This is a genomic window from Bacillus sp. FSL L8-0152, from assembly GCF_038006365.1.
Classification (GTDB): domain Bacteria; phylum Bacillota; class Bacilli; order Bacillales; family Bacillaceae_G; genus Bacillus_A; species Bacillus_A cereus.
In genome coordinates this window covers 702348-727814 of sequence record NZ_JBBOVB010000001.1, presented here as the reverse complement: position 1 = coordinate 727814, position 25467 = coordinate 702348, and the positions used below count along the sequence as shown (strand labels likewise).

The following is a 25467-nucleotide window of genomic DNA, read 5'->3' as shown; positions in this document are numbered from 1 at the left end:
AGAAATGACAAATAAGCCAAAGTTTTTCAAAGTATTAAGTACACTTGCAGTTTCAACATTACTACTTTCAGCATGTGGGGGCAGTGGTGGTAGTGAAAAAACGAGCAGCACAAAAAAAGTAGATACAAATAAATTTAGTGCATCTGTTAAAAATGATAAAAAGGAAATTAAAGATGGTTCATTAACATATGGTCTTGTTTCTAACACACCATTTGAAGGACTTTTAAATTTCGCTGTATATGAAGGAGATCCTGATAACCAAGTCATTACAATTTTCGATGAATCTTTATTATCAAATGACGAAAACTGGGAATACACAAATGATGGCGCTGCTACATATGAAATTTCTGCAGATAAAAAGACAATTACACTAAAAATCAAAGATAATGTAAAATGGCATGATGGAAACCCTGTTACTGCTGAGGATTTAGAATACTCTTATCTAGTGATTGGTAGTAAAAAATATGCCGGTTCTCGCTATGACACTCAAATGCAAATGATTGAAGGTATGGAAGATTACCACAATGGAAAATCCGAAAAAATTTCAGGTATAAAGGTAACGGATCCAAAAACAATTTCGATTACATTTAAAGAGCCGAATCCTTCAGTGAAAACTGGGCTTTGGGCATACCCTCTTCATAAGAAATATTTAGGAGATGTACCAATCGATAAATTAGCAGAATCTGACAAAATTCGTAAAAACCCAATTGGTTTCGGACCTTTTAAAGTGAAGAAAATTACTCCAGGAGAATCTGTTGAATTTGAACGTTTTGATGATTATTATGGTGGAAAACCAAAACTGAAAAGTATGGTTTTAAAAGTTGTTAACCCTTCCGTTGTTAACGCGTCCTTAAAAAATGGTGATATTGACATTGCTGAAGTAAGTGCAGATCAGTATCCAAATGTAAGTAAATTAAAAAATGCACAATTAGTCGGTAAAACCGATTTATACTATAGTTATATCGGCTTTAAATTAGGCCATATGGATAAAGAAAAAGAAGAAGTAGTGATGGATAAGGAGAAATTTAAAGATGTTCGTGTACGTCAAGCGATGGCGTATGCTATTGATCGAAAAGAAATTGGCGAAAAATTATATCACGGCCTACGTTATCCGGCTAACTCACCAATCCCACCATCTCTACCAAAATATCATAACAATAAAATTGGTGCCTATGATAAAGATGTAGAGAAAGCTAAAAAGTTATTAGATGAAGCTGGCTATAAAGATACGAACGGGGATGGATTCCGCGAAGACCCGAATGGTAAAGAATTTAAAGCTAATTTCTTATCAATGAGTGGTAGCGATGTAAGTGAACCACTTGCAAAATTCTTTATTCAATCTTGGAAAGACATCGGTCTAAAAGTAGAGCTTCTTGATGGTCGCTTACATGAATTCAACTCATTCTACGATATGATTAAAAAAGATGATCCAAAAGTTGATCTTTTTGCGGCAGCTTGGGGAACTGCATCTGATCCAGATCCTTCTGGTATTTGGGCTAAAAATGCAGCGTTCAATTACACACGTTGGGCTACTGACAAAAACACAGAATTATTAAAACAAGGTATTTCTCCAAAAGCTGCTGATGAAAAGTACCGTAAAGATGTCTACGATAAATGGCAAAAATTAGTTCATGATGAAGTACCATTAATTCCACTTCATTATAAATTTGACCTAAAAGGTGTAAATAATCGCGTAAAAGATTACAAATATACACCAGAAGATCAATATAAGTGGGGTAAAGTTAGCGTAACGAGCGATAAAGCAGAAACAGAGAAATAATAAAATAGCTCCTGGCACTGAGATACATGCCAGGAGCTATTTTTTATTTACAATCCTTTTCTTACTATTTATAACAACCAATTCCTTCCCTACTCTAATATTAAAAGATTTGATGAAATACCTTTATTAAAACAGCTAACGTAACAGATCCAGCAAATCCTCCTAGACAAATTAAGCTTACCCCTTGACTATATGACAAATTTTGAAATGATTTCATTGCTCCCATCCTCCCTATCTCCCCTTTGATACTTTTATTTTACCAATGGGAAAAATTTCATAACATCGATTTCTCTAACAACTAACTTACAAATTTGTAAGTTAACATCTTTTCAACTTATATATCTAGTATTTCCAGAAATGAGAGTTATTTATACATAAAAAAGACCTCAGCTATACTAAGGTCTTTAGTTACATTTTATTTTATAATCATCACCGGACATTTCACACGCTTTGCTATTTTATGACTCACACTACCAAGCACCATTTCTTGCAGTGTATTTAGCCCTCTACTCCCAGCAATAACAAGATCTATATCTCCTGTATTCACATATTGAACAATCGTATCTCCAGGATCACCATGTAATATCGTAATTGTATAAGAAATGTTCTCTTTCTTTAATAAACCTTCAATCTCTTTTAATTTATCTTTTCGACTAGCTGATATTGTTTCTAAATCTATTTGACCTTGTATAATATCTGATTTTGCCGTTCTATTATCTACTACGTACACAACTTCAACATTTGTTTCTTCGCTACATTTTGCAATATATGTTGCATGTTCGGCTGCTCGAAGTGCATGTTCAGAACCGTCACATGCTAATATAATTTGTTTGTACATATGCTGAATCCCCTTTTCGTTATCCTACTCGTATTATATAATAAAGCCTCCTAAAAAGGAGGCTTTTAACTAGCAATTCTTTTATTATAAGTAGCTAAATTTGCAACAAGTTTTGAGCTACGTTCATTTAATCCTGTTATACTTACTTTCACACCACTTTGCTCATACTTTATGATAACTTTATCAATTGATGCCACCGCTGAATCATCCCATACGTGCGCATGAGTAAAATTCATTTCAATTTCTTTTACATCTTCATTAAATGAAAAATTATTTATGAAATCGGCTGTGGATGCAAAGAAAAGTTGACCGTGAATTTCGTATATTTTCTTATTTTCAATATATAAATGTTTCACGTGAATCTTTGCCATATTGAATGCAAATAACACCGCACTAATTACTGTTCCGATAATTACACCTAATGCTAAGTTATGTGTAATTAGGACAATCACAACTGTTACGATCATAACAAATGCGTTTCCTTTTGGTACTTTATGAATCGTTGTTACAGAGTTCCAATCAAACGTTCCGATTGAAACCATAATCATAACCGCAACTAAAGCTGCCATCGGAATATGAACGACATAATCTCCTAAAACGAATAGTAATACGATTAAAAATCCGCCCGCTACAAATGTTGATAGGCGAACTCGTCCACCTGATTTAATATTAATAACAGATTGACCGATCATTGCACATCCTGCCATTCCTCCGAAAAATCCAGCAACGATGTTTGCAATCCCTTGTCCGCGTGCCTCTTTATGCTTATTACTTTCTGTATGCGTCATATCATCTAAAACTGAAGCTGTTAATAAAGACTCTAGTAAACCAATGATTGCAAGCATAACTGCATAAGGTAAAATAATCCCTAATGTTTCTAATGTAAATGGCACATCAGGAATACTAAAGAACGGTAATTCTTTCGGCAGGCTTCCCATATCCCCTACTGTTTTCAACTGTAATCCGCTCATAAGTGCAATACTTGTCACAATAATAATGGAAATAAGTGTAGACGGTACAGCTGTCGTAATACGTGGAAATACATATATAATTGCAAGTCCTAACGCGACAAGTGCATACATTTGCCAAGTTGCATTTTTAAAATGCGGTAATTGCGCTGTAAAAACTAAAATTCCAAGTGAATTTAAAAAACCACTCATAACAGATTTCGGAACAAACTTCATAAATGAGCTCAGTTTGAACACGCCAAAAATAATTTGGACAATACCTGTTAATATTGTTGTAGCAAATAAATATTGCAAACCATGATCTTTAACAAGCGTTACCATTAATAATGCCATTGCACCTGTTGCAGCTGAAATCATTCCAGTCCTTCCGCCAACAAATGAAATGGTAACCGCAATACAAAAGGCTGCGTATAGTCCAACTGTCGGATCCACGCCTGCAATAACAGAGAAGGCTATCGCTTCAGGGATTAATGCTAAAGCAACGACAATTCCTGATAACACGTCCCCTCTCACATTAGAAAACCAGTCATTTTTTATCGTTTGAAACAAAATACCACTCCTCTACTCCTTTATAATTTGATTTTCTCCATAAGAAAATCTAGCCGACTGCACGAAAGCTATTATATAACGAGTAGAAGATTTTTTGCTATGTAAAAGTTTCCTAAAGAAAAAGACGCTACCTTAGTAGCGTCTTTTCTCATTTCATTAATGTCCACCGTGTCCTTGACCACTTTCCTGAACAATTTCTAACCTCTCATCTAGTATTCCTTGTGTTTCAAATGAAATATCACTCGTACTTCCTAATAAGAAACCATGATTATATGGTCCAAGTGTTGGATCATCTTTAAACTTCGGCTGAATGCTTGCAAGGAAGTCATACACTGGTTGTGAAGCTTTACCTTCTTCTAATAATACAACAGGTGCGTGTTTACCCATATGTGAAAAAGGTGCCCCAGCAACTGCTAAATCTGGTGTTTTGCTTGAAACAAATGACACACCGTGACCAGGTTTTGTGAATCCCCAGCCAAATTTTGTTTTTTCATCTTTAAATTTAGCGAACGCAATCGAGTTTTCTGTAGGGGTCTCTCCACTAATACGCGTTACTTTCCCGTATTTGCTTAACTCTTTTTCTACTTCTTTTGAAACAATTTTTTCTGGCCCTAATACATATATATTTGCTTTATCTTTTCTCATTTTTAATGCCTCTATTGTCGCTTCTGGCACTTTATCCTTTTCTGTATAGAGTAGTGGTTCCGGCATATGAGAAATCCAGTTTACAGCGGGTGTTGTATATAAGCGTCCTTCTTCTGCAGATGAACCGATAATAACACTATTTGGGTAGCTTCCTGTTATATCGGCATACTCCTTATCAACATCTTTCGCAAATATAGCTGGGTCCGTTTCTTTTATTTGTTTTACTTTATAACCTTTTAATTGTTCAAGCGCGCTAGTACCTACATCCCCCATCACCATAATTTGTGTTCCATCTTTCGTTCCGATTGGATTTAATCGTTTTATTTCTTTTAACGTCATTTCCGGTATCTTTTCTTTTTCTATAAATAAAATCGGCCCGTTATTCGGATGATGAATAAGGTCTGCACTCGCAATACCTAATTGCCACTCGCTTGCTGGTACTAAAATAACAGCACCCGGCTGGTTCTCTTTATGGGTTGCTGGCCATATCGTTTGCGAAGTTAACACTGCCATTTGCAGGGGATCATTTGTATTTAACCTTGTTACATTTTTTAAACTTGTCGTTAATAAATCATTCGATGCCCCTTCGTTCATTTCTTTTGGCGCCGTTACCTCCTGATTCATTTTCATTTCCTTTTGCTCTGTTTTCTTCTCTTTTGTAGATTCATGGTTTTTATGGTCTGTATTCGTTTGTCCACATGCAGCAAGACCAACTGCTGTAATTATTGTTATCCCAAAAATTCGGGTCATTTTTTTCATTATACCGCCTCCGTATTAATCATTTTTGAGCCAATATGATTACCTAAAATGTAATTTCAACTCCACAATAACAAGCAATTCTGAAGAAATTATGCAGACACATCATAATCTGCACCATTTCTTCATGATTTTGCATTACACTTTAAGTAACGATTATAAATATGGAGGGCTCTCTATGATTGATATACTGCTCGTAGACGATGAACCGAGAATGCTTGAATTATTAACGCTTTATCTTACCCCAATTGGATATAACTGCGTATGTGCGACTTCAGGAGAAGAGGCTATTTTACATATAGAAAATCGAAACTTTAAATTTGTTTTACTCGATATTATGATGCCAAAGATGGACGGATGGGAAACGTGCAAAAAAATCCGATCTTTTAGTAACATTCCCATTATTATGGTTACAGCTCGTGATCAAACAGTAGATGTCGTTCAAGGATTAAAACTTGGAGCCGATGATTACGTAACGAAACCTTTCCATGAAGAAGAACTTTTCGCAAGAATTGAAGCCGTTTTAAGACGTACAAATGAACATAAACAAATCCAATATCACGGTATTGTATGGGATGAAACAAAACACTTCGTTTCTGTCCATAATGAAGAACTCCTTCTCACACCAATTGAATTTTCTTTACTCGGATTATTTTTACGCCATGTGAACTACGTATTAAACCGTGATCAGCTCATCGAACGAATTTGGGGGTTAAACACAAATACAGAAGATCGCACAGTCGATTCACATATTCGTAATTTACGTGATAAATTGAGAAAAGCAAATTTCCCTATTGATCACCATTTAAAAACTGTTTACGGAGTCGGATATCGATGGGTTGATACTCTAGATTAAGGAGCAAAGCAATGAAGCGAATTTCTATTCAGCTCGGATTTTATTTTTTGATTGTTACACTTTTAATCGAAAGTGTTCTATTTGTCTCGCTTTATTATAGCCTTGTCAACAATAGAGTAAATGAAGAAATGACAGCTTTATTAAAGCGCGGAAATAGTCACAGAGATGTCCTTGAAAAGTATTTTGATAAGCAAACAATCTCCCATGTTGCACTAATGGAATCCGAAGCCGAAACTACTGTTGTTATTACAAATGCAAATAAGGAGGTACTAGCTAAATCCAATGAAATAAATACTACTATAAAAAAGCATATTGAAAAGATGCAAACACGGACAGATCATGACGGAGCAATTATAGAGAATCATTGGAAAACATCTAATTATATATGTACAGTTAGCCCCATTGTAGTGGCTGGAAAAACGGAAGGCTACGTATATATGTTTCTCGGGACGGAATCAATCGAGGAAATGGTTAACGGGCTAACAAGACAATTCATTATTGCCGGAGTCATTACGTTTCTACTAACAGCCATCACCATCTTTCTATTATCACGTTTGTTAACAAAACCATTGTTACACATGAAACATGCAACTGAAAAAATGAGTAAAGGCGATTTGTCCGTTTCGTTAACAACTACTCGAAATGATGAAATTGGTGAACTAGCATCATCTATTCAAACGCTCGCAAATGATTTACATTATATGAAAACAGAGCGAAGTGAATTTCTAGCAAGTGTTGCTCACGAATTACGAACACCATTAACATACGTAAGAGGTTATGCTGACATTGCTTTAAAAGAAAGCACCCCTCCTGAGCAACGTTTGCGATATTTATCAATTATAAAAGATGAGTCTGATTACATTACAAACTTAGTTCAAGATTTATTTTCACTTGCACAAATGGAACAACATAACTTTTCTATTCAAGTAAAGGAAGTGCATTTACACACCTTCCTTACTCGCATAGCTGAAAAAGTAAACGCCATGTATAAAGAAAGATACATTAAAGTTTCTTTCTCTTGTCCTCCTACACTGCTAGGAAACTTAGATGAGCAGCGATTTGAACAAGTTATAGTAAACATGTTAAATAACGCTTATAGACACTCAAAGGAGCATTCTTATATCAATATTTCTGTAATAGAGGAACATAAACGTGTTTCCATTAAAATTGAGGACGAAGGCGAAGGTATCCCGCCTGAAGACCTCCCTCACATTTTTGACCGCTTTTACCGTGTCGATAAAGCAAGAACACGATCTACAGGCGGAACTGGTTTAGGACTCTCTATCGTGAAGGAAATTGTAGAGCTACACGGCGGGAATATTACAGTAACGAGTGAAATCAATCACGGGTCTTGCTTTATAATTTCATTACCATCTATAAAGAAACACGACTATCATCAGTAGTCGTGTTTCTTTATCCCGCATTAACGGGCAGTACGACCCCTACATCAAAATTCAGCGGAAGCAAAGAAGTTAGGTGGGGGATCAACTGCCCGTAAAAGCCCGATTGGTTCAACTAATAATCAGTGGGAGATGAACAAAACCCCCACTGATTAAAGTTTCACTTTATCATTTTACTTTATAATATAAATTTACAAATTGCCCAAAACGTTTCGTATCCGTTAAAGTTAAATTAATTTCTGGATTCTTTTCTTTAAATAATGGGACACCTGAGCCTAATATATGCGGTGTAATCGTAACAATATATTCATCAATTAGATTATTTTTAAAGAATTCTCTCAGTAGCTCTCCTCCACCAACCATCCATATTTTAGATCCTTCTTGTGCTTTTAACCTTTTTGTAAACTCCACTACATCTTCATTTACAAATTCCACGTTTCCGTCTGAACCTTTTTCTGAACGAGAAAAAACATAACATGCTTTATCTAAGTACGGGAATGTTTCCGTATGCTCTACTACATAATCGTACGTTTTCTTTCCCATAATTATTGTATCAATCGTTTCGTACATTTCTGTATAACCGTTATCTCCCTCTCCTTCCGTTTCCATTAACCACTCTAAATCATCATTTTCTTTCGCAATATATCCATCTAAGCTCGCCGCTATAAATAAAACTATTTCACGTGACATATCTTTTCCTCCTTGCATCTCATCTTGATAACATATGATGTAAACAATATACTAACAATAAAACACGACAATTTATGTCATGTTAAAAAGAAAAAAGGTGATACATTTGTCAAAAGCTAAACGCTTATTAGATATTCTTATATTTGCTTCTACAAAAAAAGCATTTACAGCGCAAGAAATAGCTGATGAATTTAATATTTCCGTTCGTACGGTTCATAGATACATTTTAGATTTAAGTGATATGGGATTACCCATTTATGCTGAACAAGGTCGTAATGGAGGATATAAAGTATTAACAACTAGGGTCATTCCACCTATCTTATTTACGGAAGAAGAAGCAGTCTCCATCTTTTTTGCCTTTCAATCTTTAAGCTACTACAGAGACTTGCCTTTTAATACAGAAATCAATTCTGTCACTCATAAACTATATAGCTCTCTACAACATGATGCGAAAGCGAAAGTTGATAAAATACGCTCTTATATTGCCTTTTGGAATCCGAAGAGAGCAATTGATACACCCCTTTTAAACGAAGTGCTAACCGCGGCTATTGAAAATAAAGATTTACACTTTCAATACGAATCTAAGTCGGGAATAAAAACAAAACATGTTCATCCTATCGGTGTATATTCTCATGACGGGCTATGGTACTTACCGTCCTATGACTATGGCAGGAAAAAAGTATTACTGTATCGCATCGATCGTATTCTTTCTATATTATCAACGGAAGAAAATGAGGATACATTCATGAATTTAGAAGAGTGGTTTGCCTCTGACTCTAACTTAGTACATAGTCCTACTCAGTTACATGTTTTACTGACAACAGAAGGCGTACGCCAATGTAAAAGCGTTCCTTACCTTGAGGAATTCGTTATAGTAAACGAGGATGGGACAGGATATATACATTCAACAATTGATAAAGGTGAGACTAACTTTATTACTCCTTTATTTTATAGACTTGGAAAAGATGCAAAAGTTTTAGAACCGAAAGAATTGATAGATGGTTTACGTATACGTGCGAAAGAAGTTTTACATATGTATGAAGACGAAAAAAGCTGCTAAATATAAGCAGCTTTTTGTGTATTTGTTCCTATTGTTTTGACTGTTGACGAATATCAAACCACCAACGATGTTTCGCATTCATATTTTCAGTGTCGCCAGTCCCTCTGTAATTGAAAGCATCCAAAAAGATTGAATCTAGTTTATCCTCATCTACAAAATAACCTAGATTAACCTTTACAGTTTGTCCTGGTGTGATACTGCCAATATTGTAAAAGCTTTTTCCATCTCCGTGAGGTTCTAAATAATCCACTTCACCCGTCATAATACGCGTTGCGTCCATTCCCTCTTCTTTAGCGTAGTTCCATGCATTCCCTTCAAATTTAAGCTGTTTTATGGATGGATGCATATAGATTTCTTCTGTCGACTTTTTACCAATATTTTTCACTGTTGTTGTTAAATAGACAAATTTAACATTAACTAATTTCGAATCTACTAATGTATCAATTGAATCTTTACCATTCCCTAATTTATATTCATCTCGTCTGTACGATAGTAATTTTCCCATCTGATCTAAAGCCTTATTCTTGCTTAATATCTCTAGGCCAAGTTCATTAAAATTCTCTTGTTTAAAATCTTTAATTGAATCAAAGACTTCAACTTTTTCTATCACATATTCAATTTGGCTGTTATCCATAGATATCGTTACTGGAACCTTTTGTCCTATATGAAATAGTCGTTTACTATCTTTTTTCAATGGAATCACCTTATTTTCTTTCGGTTCAGCTGCTTTGGTAAAGCGATTTTCATCATAATCTGCTATATATGATGCCTTTTCTTTTGACGTAGGCTCAAGTGAAATACTCCCTAACACATCTATCATTTGTTCTTCGTTTACATCGGATCCAATATAACTTTCTAACATAATCCCTTCTTTCTCAAAAAAGAGAAAGACCTTTCTGTCAAACATTACGTTGTTGTTTCCAGTTTCTTTATGGACAATTACTGCTTTCCTGCCATTTATCTCTTTTTCTTCATAACTTTTTGAATATAAAGTTTGAAAATCCGCATTTTCTCCCACTCTCGAAAGAACGAATGAAAACCCGCCCATTGCGTCGTTATCTTTAAATGAATATTTCATAGCACTATCATCGATTGCTTCCATATTTTCTGGCAATTTACCTATTTTCAGCTTATACCACTTATCACTCTTTTTTGAGTCCTTATTTTTTACCGACACATTTACTTCGTAATTTTGTTTTTGAACAATCATATTATAGACTTTCACTGCACCAAAAACAGTTGTTGGCATACCAATTAATAAACAGGCAGCAGTGATTAACATACGATGTCTTTTACGCTTTTTCTGTGGTCGCTCGCCTCTCAGCTTCATTTCTTCCATAAACAATTTCTTTTTGCGCGTATATGTATGTGAAAATTCATGTTGTTCTTCGAGTTTATCAAAATCATCTAAAGCAATTTTTTCAGCAAGTTCATATATTTCTTTGGAGTTCTTTGAATTCGTCATGTTGTATACCTCCTATCATATTTTGGACTCGTTTTCGAGCACGCTCAAACTGCTTGCGGACATTGGCCTCCGTTATCCCCATGACACTTGAAATTTCTTGATACGTTAAGTTATAGAAGACTTTATACTTAAACACCTGTCTATTAGACTCATTTAACTCTTTTAACAATGCATCAATTTGAAACTCGGACATTACACGTTTTTCCCACTCTTCAATATTTTCATCTACTGTTTCTGTTGATTCTCTTTCATATTCTCCTAAAAATGTTTCATGTCGTCTATTTTTCCGATAGCTATCAATCGCCTTGTTTTTCGCAACCCTCAAAATGTAGCGTTTAAGCTCTTCCGTACTCAAGCTATGGAGCTTTTCCAAGTTCTTATAAAGAGTAATAAACGTCTCTTGAACCGCATCTTCAGCCTGTTGAATATTATTTAAAATAGAATAAGCTACATAATAAATTTTTTGTTCATACAACTCATATAGCTCTTCCATCTTTTCATAATCGTTGTTTGTAACTTTCATATAATTCCTCCTCTCACTCTATATAACGAATGAGCACTGTAACTTTGTGACACTGCAAAATCTTTTTATAGATAAAATTTAATAATAGAATAAGTAAAAGCCCAATTTCTCTATTGTAACTAAGAAATTGGGCTTTTTAATATTAGAATTTTCCTGACTGTATCTCTAAGAAAAATTCTTTTACACCTTTTCAATATGCAGTATTTGCTCTATCGCTTCTTTTAACAAATTCTTTGTCTCTTCAAAGTTATGATTCTTCTTTTCCTCCGTTTGCACCGTATAAAACTCAGCAAACGAACGCTCTTTATATCTTGGTACGACATGCATATGGTAATGTGTTAACTCGTTAAATACTCCACCATTTTGACAAACTGTAATTCCATCTGGTTTATATAATGCCTTAATCGCTTTTGCAATCAGCTTAGAAGCATCCATAATTGATCTTGCTACAACGTCATCTAATTCGTCTACTTCTACAACATGCTGCTTTGGCACAATTAAAGTATGTCCTGGGTAGAAAGGCGCATGATCTAAAAAGCAAGTTACATAATCATCTTCATATACTTTATATATTTTTTTCTCTTCGTTTGCTAATTTACAACCTAAACACTCCACTACACTTTCCCCTCTTTCTAAAAACATAAAAACGTGAGAATACGGCTCTCACGTTTTTATGTTTCATTTTATTAGTTCAATTGTTTCCGTAACTTTTATACTATCTTTTACAGATTGAACAATCGTGCAATTTTTCACTGCAAGCTGCAATGCTTTGTCCAACTGCTCTTCTGTAATGTTTTCCGCTTTAATTTTATAGTGCAAATGAACACTTTCAACTGGTTTGGATAAAGCTTCACTTCTACCAATTTCAGTTTCGATCGTAAACGTATCGTATGTAATACGTTTCTTTTCTAAAATTGTTCGAAAGACAATTGCACTACATCCTGCGATAGAAGAAACGAGTAATTGTAACGGTGAATACCCGTTTTCTTTTCCAATCGCTAATTGAGCGTACGATAAATCTGCCTTTATATCATCGTGTTTGATTGTTAGTTTCATTTGTTTTGTCCATCTCCACTTTCATCGGTTTCTGCTGTTTCTTACTCATATAATAATAATATATATAGCAGAAAATGATAAATGGAATACCGCAGTATAACGCCATTCTTTGTTCAGGAATAAACGCTAAACTAATAACAACGATGCTATTTGTAATTAAAGCTAAAATTGGAACAATCGGATATAGTGGTGTTCTATACTTTAAGTCCTCTAACTTTCCTCCGCCTTTTATATACTGACTTCTAAAGCGAAGTTGCGATAAAGCAATAATGATCCAACTTGAAACAGCCGATAAACCAGCTATCGATAATAAGTACATGTATACTGTATCTTCTGCAAGGAAACTTGTGAATAGAGATAATCCAGCTACCGCAATCGTTACGACTAGCGCTGTAATTGGAATACCACGCTTATTTACTTTCTGGAAGGAAGTTGGTGCCATTCCTTCATTTGCAAGTGACCATAATATACGTGTCGCTGCATATAATCCAGAGTTCGCTACAGATAATAACGCAGTAATAATAACGAAGTTCATAATATCAGCTGCATATGGAATACCGATTTTATCAAATACAACTACGAATGGACTTTCAATTACGCCTGCTTCTTTCCAAGAAATTAATCCTACTAAAATTGTCATTGTTAAAATGAAGAATAACATAATACGCCATACTGTATTACGGATCGCACGTGGAATTGTTTTTTCTGGATTTTCACTTTCTCCCGCTGCAATTCCGATTAACTCTGTTCCTTGGAACGAGAAGTTAACTGTAATCATTGTAAGTAATACGGCAGCTAGTCCATTTGGGAAAAGTCCACCATCGCTTACAAAGTTAGAGAAAAGAGGTGCTGCTTCTTTTCCGTCATATGATATAAATCCTAATAATGCACTACCACCAAGAACAACAAATGCAAGGATTGTAATTACTTTAATACTAGAAAACCAAAATTCTAATTCGGCATAACTTTTCGCCGAAATTGCGTTTGAAGCATATAAAATAACGCCGAATACAAGGCACCATACCCAAACATCAACATTTGGAAACCATCTTTTCATCATTAAACCGATTGACGTTAATTCTAGTCCTACTGTTACTGCCCAGCCAAGCCAGTATAACCAGCCGATCATAAAGCCCGTTCCTGGTCCAATAAACTTCGTCGCATACTTTTGGAAAGAACCTGAAACTGGCATTGCTACCGTTAACTCTCCAAGACAAAGCATTGTTAAATACATAATAAATCCGCCTACTAAATATGAAAGGATGGCTCCCCCTGGTCCAGCCTGATTAATAGTGTAACCAGAACCTAAGAAAAAACCAGTTCCGATTACACCACCTAGTGCGATCATAAATAAATGTCTACTCTTCATCGTACGATGTAATTTCTCATTCGTTGGTTGCTGCATCTAAATCCTCCCCCTACCATACCCCTATGTCTTGTTAAAATTTTCTGATAATAAAAATATACACGAAAGCGATTACATTTTCTATATAAAATTAAAACTTTTCTGATAAAATAATATAAAAAATCTAATTATTGCAAGATTTAGATTCTATTTAGAGGAAAATAAGGATAAACAAGGAAAAAACCCTTACATATATTGTAAGAGTCAACGAAGTTCTAACCTTCTCGATAAAATTGATAAACTATAATTTACGATAAAATACATACAAGCAACTACTATAAACGTCGGAATCATATAATTTACATTTTGCCCGCTAATAATTTGAGCATTATGAATAAGCTCTGGTAGTGATATAACGACTGCTAGCGCTGTATCTTTCAGCAATGAAATAAACTGACTGACAAGTGGCGGGACCATTCTTCTTAATGCTTGTGGCAAAATAATATGCCACAGCGCTTGAACATACGTTAATCCGGAAGACCTCGCTGCTTCGATTTGCCCTTTTTCGATAGATAATAGACCACTTCGAACAATTTCAGATATCATTGCAGCTTCAAATATTGTTAAAGCAACAATTGTAGCTGTTATAATTTCTAATTTCAAGCCTGCTTCTGGAAGTGCAAAATACGTGAAAAATATAATTAACAGTAGTGGTAAGTTTCGAATCACTTCAACGATAATTCCTAATATTTGTGAGAAGACAGGTATTTTCGTGTAGCGCAATATTCCTATTACACTACCGATAATAAAGCTAAGTACAATTGCTACGAGCGCTACCTCTAACGTTATAAGTAATCCTTTTAATAAAAATAGAATATGATCCCCTGTAATTGCCCCCTTAAAATCCATTTACACCGCCTCCTTTGCCAAGCGTTTTTCTAAATAACGCACTAGCATACTGAGCGGAATTGTTAATATTAAATAAAACATCCCGACAAATATATAAACATCAAACGTAACAAACGTCTTCGTTGAAATTAAATCTCCTTGATACATCAAATCCGTACCAGCGATAATTCCGAGTATGGAAGAGTTTTTTACTAAATTGAGAAATTGATTTCCTAAAGGAGGGATTACGATTTTCATCGCTTGAGGTAAAACGACATGGTACATTGCTTGCGTATAAGTCAATCCTGAGGAACGTGCTGCTTCCATCTGACCTTTCGCAACTGATAGAATACCAGCGCGAATAACTTCCGCAATAAACGCTGCCGTATATACCGTAAGCGTAACTGTTCCTGCTACAAAACCATTTAAAGTAATTCCTATTACAGGTAAAGCAAAATAGAATATAAATGCAATTAATACGAGTGGAATATTTCTTACAAACTCTACAAAAGCTGATCCTACCCAATTTAAAATACGAATCGGTGCAATACGCATTACCGCCAAAATTACTCCTAAAATAAAGCTTCCTATTAATGCAATTACACTAGACATAACTGTATACTTAAAGCCTTCTAAATACATATCAATGTTATCCGTTAGTATAGAAAAATCAGGCACATATTCTCCCCTCTTTCTTTACAAGAAGAGGATGAGCATCCCTCATCCTCTCACTCTTATTATTTATTCCAATTAAGTGTCACTTTATTTTTCTTGTTTTTGACCAATCCATTTCTCATACAATTTATCGTATTCTCCATTCGCTTTCATATCTTTTAGCAAGCTATTAATCTCTTTCGTTAAATCATCTGCACCTTTTTGCACTGCAATTCCGTACGGTTCATCCGTGAAAATTTTCCCTACAACTTCATAATTTGAATCTTGTTTTGCCATGCCGTAAAGAATTGCATTATCTGTCGTTAAAACATCACCTTTTCCTGCTTTTAATGCCGTAAATGCCTCACTGTAATTTTCAAATTCTAATACAGTCGCTTCTGGTGACTTTTGACGAATGTTATTTGTAGATGTTGAGCCTTTTACAGCTAATACTTTCACACCTTGTTTTATATCATCAATACTCTTAATATTGCTTCCTTTTTTCACAAGTAACGATTGCCCTGCTTTAAAATATACATCTGAAAAATCAACTTCTTTTTTACGTTCTTCCGTAATTGTCATTGTTGCGATAATTGCATCAATGTCACCGTTTTTCAGTAGTGGAATACGCGTTTTAGACGTTACTTCTTTTAATTCTAGTTTCTTTTCATCTCCAAGGATTTTTTTCGCAAGCGCCTTTGCGATATCAACATCAAATCCTTCTACCTGCCCTGTTGAAGGATTTTTCAAGCCAAATAAGTTCGTATCATTCTTCACTCCAACTACTAGTTTCCCGCGCTTCTTAATTTGTTCAACAGCCCCGCCTTGCTTCGTATTCGTTTCTTTCGCCTCATCTTTTTTACTTCCGCACCCAGCAACGACAAGTACGAATAAACATGAAAATACGATTAAAGTGAATAACTTTTTCATTTTAAGCATGAAATTCCTCCTCTAATGATTTAGCACCCGACTTAAAAATAAACGAGCTCTTTCTTGTTCAGGATTTGCAAAAAATTGCGCCGGTGTTGTATCTTCGATAATTTGACCATCATCCATAAATAAAATCCGATCTGCTACCTCACGTGCAAATCCCATTTCATGTGTAACGACAACCATCGTCATCCCTTCTTTAGCTAGCGTTTTCATAACATCAAGCACTTCTCCAATCATCTCTGGATCAAGAGCAGACGTAGGCTCATCGAACAGCATAATTTCCGGTTGCATCGCAAGTCCTCTAGCAATTGCTACCCTTTGCTGTTGTCCTCCGGATAGTTGATGCGGATATACATTAGCCTTCTCCGGGATTCCTACTTTCTCTAAATAAAACATTGCTGTTTTTTCTGCTTCTTCTTTGGAAACTTTATTTACTTTAATAGGTGCTAGTGTAATATTTTGAAGAACCGTTTTATGCGGGTATAAATAAAAATGCTGAAAAACCATCCCGATATTTCGGCGTAATTCATTCATATCTGTTTTTGCATTGTGTACCTCCGTATTTTGTACGATTAATTCTCCGTCGGTAATTGTCTCTAGCTGATTTATACACCGAAGCAACGTGCTTTTTCCTGATCCTGAAGGACCAACTACTACTACCACTTCGCCTTTTTTCACTTGCACATTAATATTTTTCAAAACTTGAAAGTTGCCATAATATTTATTTACGTTACGAAACTCTATCAACATACTCACCCCTTCCCCTAACAAAGCATGTACATTCTTTTTATATTCAAAAACAGTCCCAAAAATAACTTTTAGCTTTAATTTGTCCATAAAAAAAGCAAAGGGTTTCCCCTTTGCTTCTTCATTTCTATTCTGTTAAGATACTTCTTCTTTCTTATCTTTCCCGTATTCATGCTCCCAGAAATCAGCATTTTTAATTCCTAATTCCTGCGGATCAAATACTGGATCTTTCCCTTCTTTTTTCTGCTTTTCATAGTCTTTTAATGCGATCAATGCTGGTTTTTGTAGTAGTAAAATCGCGATAATGTTAACCCATGCCATAATCCCTACACCAATGTCACCTAAAGCCCATGCTGTTGCAGCTGTTTTTACACAACCATAGAATACGACTCCTAAGAATACAAATTTTAGTACGATGGACATCCAAGGACGGTCTTTATCACGATTTAAGTATGCAATATTCGTTTCTGCAATGTAGTAATACGCCATAATTGTTGTAAACGCGAAGAATAGTAAAGAGATTGCAACGAAACCATTTCCAAATCCAGGGAAAACAGATTCTACCGCTGCCTGTGTATAACCAGGACCCGGCTGTGCACCATTTAATTTATTGACGATAAAGTTTTTTCCGCTTGCATCAAATACGTTATACATGCCTGTAATAATCATCATAAATGCTGTTGCTGAACAGACGAATAATGTATCAATGTAAACGGAAAATGCTTGTACTAACCCTTGTTTAGCTGGATGTGATACTTCAGCAGCTGCCGCCGCATGGGCCCCAGTTCCTTGCCCTGCTTCATTGGAATAAATACCACGTTTTACTCCCCAAGAGATTGCTAAACCAATAATTCCACCAAAAGCTGCTTCTAATGCAAATGCACTTTTTAAAATTAACATGAAAGCATCTGGTAATTTTTCAATATTCATAGCAACAATGACGCAAGCTACTAAAATATAACCAAGCGCCATAAATGGCACTACAACTTGCGCTACGTTAACAATTCGCTTAACTCCACCAAAAATAATAAGCGCTAATGCCGCTACTAATACCGCTCCAGATACAGAAGTATTAATACCGAAAGCTGTTTCCAAACTTACAGCAATACTATTTGCCTGAACACCCGGTAACAGCATCCCCGTTGCAAGAATTGTTGCTGCAACGAATACTAATGCATACCATTTAACCCCTAACCCTTTTTCAATGTAATAAGCTGGACCACCACGGAATTGGCCTTGATGCTTCGTCTTATATATTTGTGCAAGTGTCGATTCTACATAAGCAGAACCTGCTCCTAGAAAAGCTACCACCCACATCCAAAAGACAGCTCCTGGACCACCAAATGCAACAGCCGTTGCAACACCCGCAATATTTCCTGTTCCAACGCGCCCTGATAAAGAAAGTGCTAACGCCTGGAACGAAGAAACACCAGCATCCGATTTTTCTCCTTGAAATGTAAGCTTCACCATTTCTCCTACATGCCTTACTTGTAAAAACCTCGTTCGAATGGAAAAATATAAACCTGCTCCTAAACATAAATAAACAAGTGCTGGACTCCAAACAATATTATTGATCCAACTTACGATAGCTTCCAACATTCCCCCTCCTCTTTTTATAAAGAATATTCAGAATATATATAAAATTATAAGTGTATACCGAATCTAGGACAATATTATTTTAATAAAGTAAACATATTTTTGTATAAAAAAACAAAGTATATATTTGTTTTATATACTTTGTTTTGAACTAAATGTATTATATATTCACAATTGCTTCTTTTTTGATAATTCTTCCGTATAGCTCTTCCGATAATTTCAAGAAATTATCAGGCATATCTTTCCCTTTAAACTTCTTTTGAAGCGTTCCATATAAACCTATATCACGTAAGCGTAAAAATAGTGGTAACGATTCATACCAACTATCCGCCAGCCTGTGCTCATATTCGTATCCTTTTCTTAACACTTGTAACTGTTTACGAGCGAATGTCGTCTTCTCCTCCACTGTCCACGGTGTAAAAAGGACCGAGTAATAAAGAACCATTGCCAAATCATGAATGAAGTAATTATAGGCCGCATCATCAAAATCAAAGATTGTAAGCTCTTTCCCATCATAATGGAAATTACCTGGATGAATATCGCCATGCATAAGGCCGAATGTTTCTCTTCCAATTGGAAGAGTCTTTATTTCCCCCATTAATACAGCAGCAACCTCTTTCACTTTCTCATCTTCTAATTCATTAACAATTCCACTTTCGTCTTCTTCCCACGTTTCACGGTAGTCTGTTTTAGGATAATCCATTGTAAGGCGATGCAGTTGTCCAATCGCTTTTCCCCACGCTTCAAAATAAGCATTTCCCCAATAAGGCGATTCTTCTCCTTTTACTTGCTCACCTTTTGCATATGTAAATAAGGAAGCGAAAAAGAAAGTCCCATCCTCTGCTGCGATTTCTTCTACAAGATTTTGAGACGTTGAATAAAGAGGTCCTGCTACCTTTGCCCCATTCTCCGCAACATATCGTAAAAAATCTAGTTCAGCCTCTACCTCTTGTTTAGAGCGATGAGAAGAATGTGTTAAACGTAATACGTAATCTTCATCATTATCACCCTTCGCCTTAAAAATATAATTCTCAAAATCTCCAAGTGGCTTTTCTTCCACTGTTACATGAAACAAATTCGCTGCTGTTTTTAAAATCTCTTTTGTAAAAACACGTTCTACAGCTATTTCCATATGTATCCCTCCTATATATCTTCTTAATTCGACACAAAGGTGAGAAGTACTGCTATGAAATTGAATAATGCACAAAAGACAATGTAACGTAACTTTCAATCCTCTTTTTTAAAAAATAATTCAAGCATAAATTTCTCACAAACGACAAAAATTAACAGAAACAATTGTACTTTAAAAGAGGTGGAAATTATGACAGAGAAAAAAGAACAACAAGAGAGTAAAAACCAAAAGCATATGTTTCCATCACTTCCGGAGAACATTAATTACATTGAAAATAAGCTTTCTCATTCTGATGATATAAAAAAATTAGATTTCCCTTTTCAAAATGGAAAAGGAACAATCCTATATATCGAATCTTTAGCAGATCCAAATTTAATTCATCAGTTAGCCCTTGAGCCTTTATTGACACGGTCAGACTTAGCTTTAGATAAAGCTTTTTCTACATTGAATATGACAAAAGAAACGAATTTAAATTATGGTGTGCAGCTTTTATTACAAGGTAAATCATTATATTTCCATGAGCAAGTCGAAAGCTTTTGTATTTTTGAAACAGCTCTATCTTTAAAAAGAGATATAACAGAGCCTGATAATGAAGGTATTGTACGTGGACCGCATACTGGTTTTGTAGAAGATTTAGCAACGAATTTAGCCTCTATTCGTAAACTCATTAAGAGTCCAAATGTAGTTGTTAAATATTTTACACTCGGTGAAGAAATGCACACGAAAGTAGCTATTGCTTATATGCAAAACATAGCTAATGACGATCTCGTTACTGAAGTAAAAAGAAGGTTAGAAACTATAAAAACCGATTCCCTTATGGCACCAGGTTATATACAAGAATTTATAGAAGATAATTCTTTCTCACCATTTCCACAACAATTAAATACAGAGCGACCAGATAGAACTGTCGCTAATTTAATGGAAGGCCGAGTTGCTATTTTATCTGACGGAGATCCAACAGCACTTATTGTTCCTGTTACGTTATTCGCTTTCTATCAATCACCAGATGATTATAATAACCGCTGGATTGTTGGATCTTTCGTCCGAATGATTCGCTTAGTGAGTTTCTTAATTGCTTTTCTCTTACCAGCTATATATATCGCAACCGTAGCCTTTCATCCTGATGTATTGCCGCTTGAACTTGTGTATACAATTAAAGCTTCATTAGAGAAAGTACCACTTCCTCCTATTTTTGAAGCTCTCTTAATGGAATTAATCTTTGAATTATTACGGGAAGCTGGTATTCGCTTGCCAAGCCGAGTTGGACAAACAATCGGTATTGTAGGTGGTTTAGTAATTGGTGATGCGATTGTAAAAGCTGGACTCGTTTCTTACACAATGATTATCGTTGTAGCTTTAACTGCAATCTCATCTTTTCTCGTTCCATCAAACGATATGAGTTCAGCAGTTCGAATTCTTCGTTTTCCATTAATGCTCCTTGCTGCCATATTTGGATATGTAGGAATATCATTCGGTCTAATTATAACTTTCGTTCACCTATGTCAGCTTCATTCTTTCCATACACCATATCTTTCTCCTGTTGCACCAATGCGGATTAAAGATATGAAAGATTCTTTTGTAAGACTACCAATTTGGTCATTTTGGGAACGACCACATGATCCAAAACCGAAAAAAATGCAACGCCAACATGTAACGAGAGAGGATGAGGACGGTGACAAACACGCAAAGTAAAATTTCACTTGTTCAATTTACCTTTTTCGTTATTCAATGCCAAATTGGGGTCGGTATCCTTTCTTTACCTAACCGTCTTCACCCAATAGCAAAAGGTGGCGGATGGATTTCTGCTCTCATCGCTGGGTTTGCGATTCAGCTTATTATTTTACTTATGTGGCTTTTCTTAAAACGATTTCCTGATGCAGATATGTATGAAAGTGTTTGTATGCTATTTGGTAATAAGTTTGGAAAACTATTAGGCTTTGCTTATGTTTTTTATTTTACACTTATCGGTATGACCGTTATGTTAAATGCTTGTAATGTCATTAAAGTATGGGTTTTGCAAGCAACCCCTTGGTCTGCAATTCTCATACTATTTACAATAGCTTGCTGCTATGTAGCCTATAATACATTTAAAGTAATTGTAAGATTTTATGTCATGGCTTCTATTCTCATTTTGCCCATGGCTCTTTTAATTGCACTAGGGTTTTCACGAGCTGATTTTTCTTATATTTTTCCAATTACAGAAGCCGGATGGTGGAATATTATTCAAGCTTCAAAGGAAACCATTACCGCTATGTATGGTTTTGAAATTATTCTGATCGCTTTTCCAAAAGTAAATGGGAATCCTGTTGCACGGCTAAAGGCCATTTCTATCGCTAATGGATTTGTAACTCTTTTTTACACTTTTACCGTTTGGATTTGCTTTATTGTATTTAGTCCAAAACAAGTTGAGCTTATTCCGGAACCAGTTGCTTACTTATTACGCTCTCTCCATATTGGGATTATAGACCGAACAGACCTAATTTTCATTCCAATTTGGATGATAACTGTTGTAGCCTCCATCGCTAGTTATTATTGTGCTGCTTCAATAGGGATTGGACATATATTCAATCTTGCTAATCATAAAAAAGCTGTTCCAATCGTTGGTATTATTGCTTTTAGTGTAGCCTTATTTATAGATACACCTGAGGAGCTTAAAGTACTTGCTACATTTACTGATAAATTCACCTATATTTTTATAGTAATTCTACCTTTTTTATTTCTTCTCTATTCCTTATTCAGAAATAAGAAAGGAGCTCCATATGCACAAAAAAACAATTAAATTATGTAGCATATTGTGCGCTAGCTCACTTCTTTCTGGTTGCTGGGATCAAGAACCTTTAAGAGATGCGAGATTAGCTTATAGTATTGGCTTTGATATTACAGAAGAAAATAAACTGCAGCAAACCATTGAGCTCGTAAAGAGTTCGAGTGGGGATCAATCTTCATTTAAAAATGAAGTACATTCAGCAACTGGCTATAACATACGTGATACAAGTGATTCTTTGAGAAAAAACGTTACTGGTAATATTCGTTATTTTAAATATGGAGTAGAACTATTGGGAACGAAAATCCAAAAGAAAGGCATACTCCCTTATTTAGACGTTGGATTTAGAGACCCAACAAATCCAACCGCATTAGTAAAACTTATATCAGTAGATGGGGAAACGGATAAAATACTTGCCCAAAAGAAGGTAGGAAATTTATTAATTGGAGACTTTTTAAAGAAAAAAGTACAGAGTTTAGAAGACATGAGTATATTTCCAGAGGAAACTTTAGAAACGGCCGCTACAAAAATGTTAGATCCCGGAAAAGATTTCACCCTCCCATCTATAAAGCTAAAAGGAAAAGAAGTTGTAACCAATGGGATAGCTTTATTTAACAAGGATAAATTAACTGGACTTTTACCTTTACGCCAATCGGTACTCTTCGTATTACTAACTGATAAAATGGGGAAAAGCGCTCGCATAACCCAAAAACTTACAAATAACGATTCATCTAGTACATCTGACTATCTTACAATTGAAGTAAGCAATCGAAAGTTAAAACGAGACTTAAAAATAACAACAGATAAAAAAGGAAATGTTTATGCTCACATTAAGCTCCAACTAAAAGTTATAGCGCTTGAAGCTCCGAGAGATAATCTTTACAAAATGGATGAAAGAAAAAAACTAAATAAAGAATTGTCTAAACAACTTACGAAAGAAGCTAAAAAGATAACGAAAAAGTTACAAAAAGCAAACTGTGATGCTTTCGGTATCGGCAGACACCTTATCGCCTATCACCCTGACTTATGGAAGAAGAAAAATTGGAATAAAGATTATGCAAAAGTAAAATTCAAACCTGAGGTAGAGGTAAACATTTTGTACAGTGGTGTCCTAAAATAAAAGGTTGTATGCCCATGCGGCATACAACCTTTTATTTCGTATATCGATACACAATTGATTCATATGGTCTTAAGTTAAGTTTTGCAATATCCTTGCTAGCATCTTTATAATTCGATAGTAGTACTTCTTGTTTCATTCCATCTAATTGAACGTGCGCTGGTACAGAGTACGTTATTTCTTCTCCATAGAAGTTATTTATAACAAGTAGTACTTCACTTCCTGTAGTACGAGTATATGCCCAAATTTTAGGATCATTTTTATCCAAAATAGCATATTCTCCTTCTGTAATTACATCATACGTTTTTCTAAGTTCTATTAACTTTTTATAATGATAAAATACGGACTCTTTATCTTCTAATGCCTTCTCTACGTTTATTTCTTTAAAGTTTTCAGCCGCTGAAATCCAAGGTGTACTTGTTGTAAAACCACTGTTCATCTCTTCATTCCACTGCATTGGAGTGCGCGAGTTGTCACGAGATTTTTGCTTTAAAATCCCTATAATCTCTTCTTTTGATAGCCCTTCTTTTAGCTTTATATCGTATATATTTAACGATTCCACATCACGATATTGCTCGATGGACTCAAATTTAGGATTCGTCATACCGATTTCTTCCCCTTGATAAATATAAGGCGTTCCTTGCAGCATGTGCATGGCTGTCGCTAACATTTTTGCAGATTCGTTTCGGTACTTTCCATCATCACCAAAGCGTGACACGATGCGAGGCTGGTCATGGTTACACCAAAATAACGCATTCCATCCTCCGCCTTTTTGCATTTCAATTTGCCAGTTAGACATAATCTCTTTTAATTTAATAAAATCAAACTCTGCTTTCGTCCATTTATCACCATTCGGATAATCTACTTTTAAATGATGGAAACTAAACGTCATGCTTAATTCATTACGCTCAGGATTAGAATATTTAATACAATTATCAATTGTCGTAGATGACATTTCTCCAACTGTAATTACATCTTTTCCTGCAAAAACATTTCGGTTCATCTCTTGTAAATATTCATGAACACGCGGACCATCTGTATAATACTTGCGTCCATCACTTGTCGCAGTACTACCTTCATCGTTTAAGAAGCATTGGTCTTTTGAAATTAAGTTAATGACATCTAATCGGAATCCTGTTACTCCTTTATCCAGCCAAAAACGCATCATATCATATACTTCTTCACGAAGTTTTTCATTTTCCCAATTTAAATCAGCTTGTGTTTCATCAAATAAATGTAAATAATATTGCTCCGTCTTCTCATCATATTTCCAAGCAGATCCACCAAACTTAGACTGCCAATTATTTTTTTCATCACGCCAAATATAGTAATTACGATATGGACTATTTTTATCTTCCTTCGCTTCTTTAAACCACTTATGTTCAGTCGAACTATGATTTACAACAATATCAAGCATAATCTCAATGTTACGTACTTTCGCTTCTGCTAAAAGTTCTTCAAACTCTTCCATCGTTCCGTAAGATGGATCAATGCTGTAGTAATCACTTACATCATATCCATTATCATTTTGTGGTGATTGGTATATCGGTGTTAACCATATATAATCCACTCCGAGTTCTTTTAAATAATCTAGTTTCTCTGTAACACCTTTTATATCCCCGGTTTCTCTATTGTAATAACTATTAAAGCTCTTCGGATAAATTTGATAGACTACACTTTTATGCCAATCCTTCATGTTTAACTT

The 25467-nt window shown here is 35.2% G+C and carries 24 protein-coding genes; 7 read left to right on the top strand and 17 right to left on the bottom strand.

Annotation, left to right across the window (positions count from 1 at the left end; genetic code table 11):
• Positions 1 to 4: 4 nt before the first annotated feature.
• Complete coding sequence (opp4A, locus tag MHH27_RS03715) at positions 5 to 1780, top strand: oligopeptide ABC transporter substrate-binding protein (protein WP_098235138.1); 1776 nt, start codon at positions 5 to 7, stop codon at positions 1778 to 1780.
• Positions 1781 to 1880: 100 nt separating this feature from the next.
• Here opp4A and MHH27_RS03710 read toward each other — a convergent pair whose 3' ends face one another.
• From MHH27_RS03710 to MHH27_RS03695, 4 genes are all read right to left on the bottom strand, one after another.
• On the bottom strand, positions 1881 to 1997 hold the full coding sequence (locus MHH27_RS03710) for a DUF4027 family protein (protein ID WP_002094283.1): 117 nt from the start codon (positions 1995 to 1997) through the stop codon (positions 1881 to 1883).
• A gap of 198 nt (positions 1998 to 2195) precedes the next feature.
• Positions 2196 to 2618, bottom strand: a complete 423-nt coding sequence (locus MHH27_RS03705) for a universal stress protein (protein WP_098251447.1) — start codon at positions 2616 to 2618, stop codon at positions 2196 to 2198.
• Positions 2619 to 2683: 65 nt separating this feature from the next.
• Entirely contained in the window at positions 2684 to 4135 is a 1452-nt protein-coding gene (locus tag MHH27_RS03700) for a SulP family inorganic anion transporter (RefSeq protein WP_340941663.1), read from the bottom strand.
• Positions 4136 to 4291: 156 nt separating this feature from the next.
• Entirely contained in the window at positions 4292 to 5539 is a 1248-nt protein-coding gene (locus MHH27_RS03695; protein ID WP_088022976.1) for an ArsR family transcriptional regulator, read from the bottom strand.
• 175 nt (positions 5540 to 5714) lie between these two features.
• On the opposite strand from MHH27_RS03695, the gene MHH27_RS03690 reads away from it, so the two are divergent.
• Both MHH27_RS03690 and MHH27_RS03685 read left to right on the top strand, forming a co-directional pair.
• Positions 5715 to 6392, top strand: a complete 678-nt coding sequence (locus tag MHH27_RS03690; protein WP_053565245.1) for a response regulator transcription factor — start codon at positions 5715 to 5717, stop codon at positions 6390 to 6392.
• An 11-nt stretch (positions 6393 to 6403) separates the two neighbouring features.
• Positions 6404 to 7795, top strand: coding sequence for a sensor histidine kinase (locus MHH27_RS03685; RefSeq protein ID WP_098235140.1), 1392 nt, complete (start codon positions 6404 to 6406; stop codon positions 7793 to 7795).
• Positions 7796 to 7960: 165 nt separating this feature from the next.
• Here MHH27_RS03685 and MHH27_RS03680 read toward each other — a convergent pair whose 3' ends face one another.
• Positions 7961 to 8482 carry a dihydrofolate reductase family protein gene (locus MHH27_RS03680; protein WP_000085779.1) on the bottom strand — a complete coding sequence of 174 codons (522 nt, stop codon included), beginning with the start codon at positions 8480 to 8482 and terminating at the stop codon, positions 7961 to 7963.
• A 79-nt stretch (positions 8483 to 8561) separates the two neighbouring features.
• Here MHH27_RS03680 and MHH27_RS03675 point away from each other — a divergent pair, with 79 nt between their 5' ends.
• Positions 8562 to 9542, top strand: a complete 981-nt coding sequence (locus MHH27_RS03675; protein WP_340941658.1) for a helix-turn-helix transcriptional regulator — start codon at positions 8562 to 8564, stop codon at positions 9540 to 9542.
• A gap of 28 nt (positions 9543 to 9570) precedes the next feature.
• Here MHH27_RS03675 and MHH27_RS03670 read toward each other — a convergent pair whose 3' ends face one another.
• The 11 genes from MHH27_RS03670 to MHH27_RS03620 all read right to left on the bottom strand — a co-directional run bounded on the left by MHH27_RS03670 (position 9571) and on the right by MHH27_RS03620 (position 19881).
• Complete coding sequence (locus tag MHH27_RS03670; protein WP_098251343.1) at positions 9571 to 11007, bottom strand: DUF4367 domain-containing protein; 1437 nt, start codon at positions 11005 to 11007, stop codon at positions 9571 to 9573.
• A complete protein-coding gene (locus MHH27_RS03665) occupies positions 10973 to 11530 on the bottom strand; it encodes an RNA polymerase sigma factor (protein ID WP_098251342.1) in 558 nt (185 codons plus the stop codon). Before MHH27_RS03665 ends, MHH27_RS03670 begins: the two co-directional genes overlap by 35 nt.
• A gap of 180 nt (positions 11531 to 11710) precedes the next feature.
• A complete protein-coding gene (locus tag MHH27_RS03660) occupies positions 11711 to 12145 on the bottom strand; it encodes an HIT family protein (RefSeq protein WP_098251341.1) in 435 nt (144 codons plus the stop codon).
• A gap of 63 nt (positions 12146 to 12208) precedes the next feature.
• The gene (locus tag MHH27_RS03655) at positions 12209 to 12586 is read right to left on the bottom strand and encodes an OsmC family protein (RefSeq protein WP_000778853.1); all 378 of its coding nucleotides are present in this window, start codon (positions 12584 to 12586) and stop codon (positions 12209 to 12211) included.
• A complete protein-coding gene (locus MHH27_RS03650) occupies positions 12561 to 13991 on the bottom strand; it encodes an amino acid permease (RefSeq protein ID WP_001187099.1) in 1431 nt (476 codons plus the stop codon). Before MHH27_RS03650 ends, MHH27_RS03655 begins: the two co-directional genes overlap by 26 nt.
• A 204-nt stretch (positions 13992 to 14195) precedes the next feature.
• Complete coding sequence (locus MHH27_RS03645; protein WP_090978390.1) at positions 14196 to 14840, bottom strand: amino acid ABC transporter permease; 645 nt, start codon at positions 14838 to 14840, stop codon at positions 14196 to 14198.
• Positions 14841 to 15497 carry an amino acid ABC transporter permease gene (locus MHH27_RS03640; RefSeq protein WP_098235144.1) on the bottom strand — a complete coding sequence of 219 codons (657 nt, stop codon included), beginning with the start codon at positions 15495 to 15497 and terminating at the stop codon, positions 14841 to 14843.
• Between the two features lie 84 nt (positions 15498 to 15581).
• On the bottom strand, positions 15582 to 16412 hold the full coding sequence (glnH, locus tag MHH27_RS03635) for a glutamine ABC transporter substrate-binding protein GlnH (RefSeq protein ID WP_000916477.1): 831 nt from the start codon (positions 16410 to 16412) through the stop codon (positions 15582 to 15584).
• A 12-nt stretch (positions 16413 to 16424) separates the two neighbouring features.
• Positions 16425 to 17153 (bottom strand): amino acid ABC transporter ATP-binding protein, encoded by a 729-nt coding sequence (locus tag MHH27_RS03630; protein WP_176549488.1) that lies wholly within the window; start codon positions 17151 to 17153, stop codon positions 16425 to 16427.
• Between the two features lie 135 nt (positions 17154 to 17288).
• Positions 17289 to 18749, bottom strand: a complete 1461-nt coding sequence (locus MHH27_RS03625; RefSeq protein WP_023521044.1) for an alanine/glycine:cation symporter family protein — start codon at positions 18747 to 18749, stop codon at positions 17289 to 17291.
• Positions 18750 to 18909: 160 nt separating this feature from the next.
• Positions 18910 to 19881 carry a phosphotransferase enzyme family protein gene (locus MHH27_RS03620; protein ID WP_098235145.1) on the bottom strand — a complete coding sequence of 324 codons (972 nt, stop codon included), beginning with the start codon at positions 19879 to 19881 and terminating at the stop codon, positions 18910 to 18912.
• Between the two features lie 189 nt (positions 19882 to 20070).
• Between MHH27_RS03620 and gerKA the strand changes: the two genes are divergently transcribed.
• The 3 genes from gerKA to MHH27_RS03605 are packed head-to-tail and all read left to right on the top strand — an operon-like array spanning position 20071 to position 23765.
• On the top strand, positions 20071 to 21573 hold the full coding sequence (gene gerKA / locus MHH27_RS03615) for a spore germination protein GerKA (protein ID WP_098235146.1): 1503 nt from the start codon (positions 20071 to 20073) through the stop codon (positions 21571 to 21573).
• Positions 21554 to 22660 (top strand): GerAB/ArcD/ProY family transporter, encoded by a 1107-nt coding sequence (locus tag MHH27_RS03610; RefSeq protein WP_088022957.1) that lies wholly within the window; start codon positions 21554 to 21556, stop codon positions 22658 to 22660. Before gerKA ends, MHH27_RS03610 begins: the two co-directional genes overlap by 20 nt.
• Positions 22641 to 23765 (top strand): Ger(x)C family spore germination protein, encoded by a 1125-nt coding sequence (locus MHH27_RS03605; protein ID WP_095691421.1) that lies wholly within the window; start codon positions 22641 to 22643, stop codon positions 23763 to 23765. Before MHH27_RS03610 ends, MHH27_RS03605 begins: the two co-directional genes overlap by 20 nt.
• A 31-nt stretch (positions 23766 to 23796) precedes the next feature.
• On the opposite strand, the gene treC is transcribed toward MHH27_RS03605, so the two are convergent.
• Positions 23797 to 25458 carry an alpha,alpha-phosphotrehalase gene (gene treC / locus MHH27_RS03600; protein ID WP_098235147.1) on the bottom strand — a complete coding sequence of 554 codons (1662 nt, stop codon included), beginning with the start codon at positions 25456 to 25458 and terminating at the stop codon, positions 23797 to 23799.
• Positions 25459 to 25467: the final 9 nt, after the last annotated feature.

What these genes read in the sequence shown, in the direction of transcription:
- MHH27_RS03705 (WP_098251447.1), bottom strand. Translation starts at nt 2,618, where the DNA reads ATGTACAAACAAATTATATTAGCATGTGACGGTTCTGAACATGCACTT.
- treC (WP_098235147.1), bottom strand. Translation starts at nt 25,458, where the DNA reads ATGAAGGATTGGCATAAAAGTGTAGTCTATCAAATTTATCCGAAGAGC.
- MHH27_RS03670 (WP_098251343.1), bottom strand. Translation starts at nt 11,007, where the DNA reads ATGACGAATTCAAAGAACTCCAAAGAAATATATGAACTTGCTGAAAAA.
- opp4A (WP_098235138.1), top strand. Translation starts at nt 5, where the DNA reads ATGACAAATAAGCCAAAGTTTTTCAAAGTATTAAGTACACTTGCAGTT.
- MHH27_RS03650 (WP_001187099.1), bottom strand. Translation starts at nt 13,991, where the DNA reads ATGCAGCAACCAACGAATGAGAAATTACATCGTACGATGAAGAGTAGA.
- glnH (WP_000916477.1), bottom strand. Translation starts at nt 16,412, where the DNA reads ATGCTTAAAATGAAAAAGTTATTCACTTTAATCGTATTTTCATGTTTA.
- MHH27_RS03675 (WP_340941658.1), top strand. Translation starts at nt 8,562, where the DNA reads ATGTTAAAAAGAAAAAAGGTGATACATTTGTCAAAAGCTAAACGCTTA.
- MHH27_RS03605 (WP_095691421.1), top strand. Translation starts at nt 22,641, where the DNA reads ATGCACAAAAAAACAATTAAATTATGTAGCATATTGTGCGCTAGCTCA.
- MHH27_RS03695 (WP_088022976.1), bottom strand. Translation starts at nt 5,539, where the DNA reads ATGAAAAAAATGACCCGAATTTTTGGGATAACAATAATTACAGCAGTT.
- MHH27_RS03680 (WP_000085779.1), bottom strand. Translation starts at nt 8,482, where the DNA reads ATGTCACGTGAAATAGTTTTATTTATAGCGGCGAGCTTAGATGGATAT.
- MHH27_RS03665 (WP_098251342.1), bottom strand. Translation starts at nt 11,530, where the DNA reads ATGAAAGTTACAAACAACGATTATGAAAAGATGGAAGAGCTATATGAG.
- MHH27_RS03710 (WP_002094283.1), bottom strand. Translation starts at nt 1,997, where the DNA reads ATGAAATCATTTCAAAATTTGTCATATAGTCAAGGGGTAAGCTTAATT.
- MHH27_RS03645 (WP_090978390.1), bottom strand. Translation starts at nt 14,840, where the DNA reads ATGGATTTTAAGGGGGCAATTACAGGGGATCATATTCTATTTTTATTA.
- MHH27_RS03620 (WP_098235145.1), bottom strand. Translation starts at nt 19,881, where the DNA reads ATGGAAATAGCTGTAGAACGTGTTTTTACAAAAGAGATTTTAAAAACA.
- MHH27_RS03690 (WP_053565245.1), top strand. Translation starts at nt 5,715, where the DNA reads ATGATTGATATACTGCTCGTAGACGATGAACCGAGAATGCTTGAATTA.
- MHH27_RS03685 (WP_098235140.1), top strand. Translation starts at nt 6,404, where the DNA reads ATGAAGCGAATTTCTATTCAGCTCGGATTTTATTTTTTGATTGTTACA.
- MHH27_RS03655 (WP_000778853.1), bottom strand. Translation starts at nt 12,586, where the DNA reads ATGAAACTAACAATCAAACACGATGATATAAAGGCAGATTTATCGTAC.
- gerKA (WP_098235146.1), top strand. Translation starts at nt 20,071, where the DNA reads ATGACAGAGAAAAAAGAACAACAAGAGAGTAAAAACCAAAAGCATATG.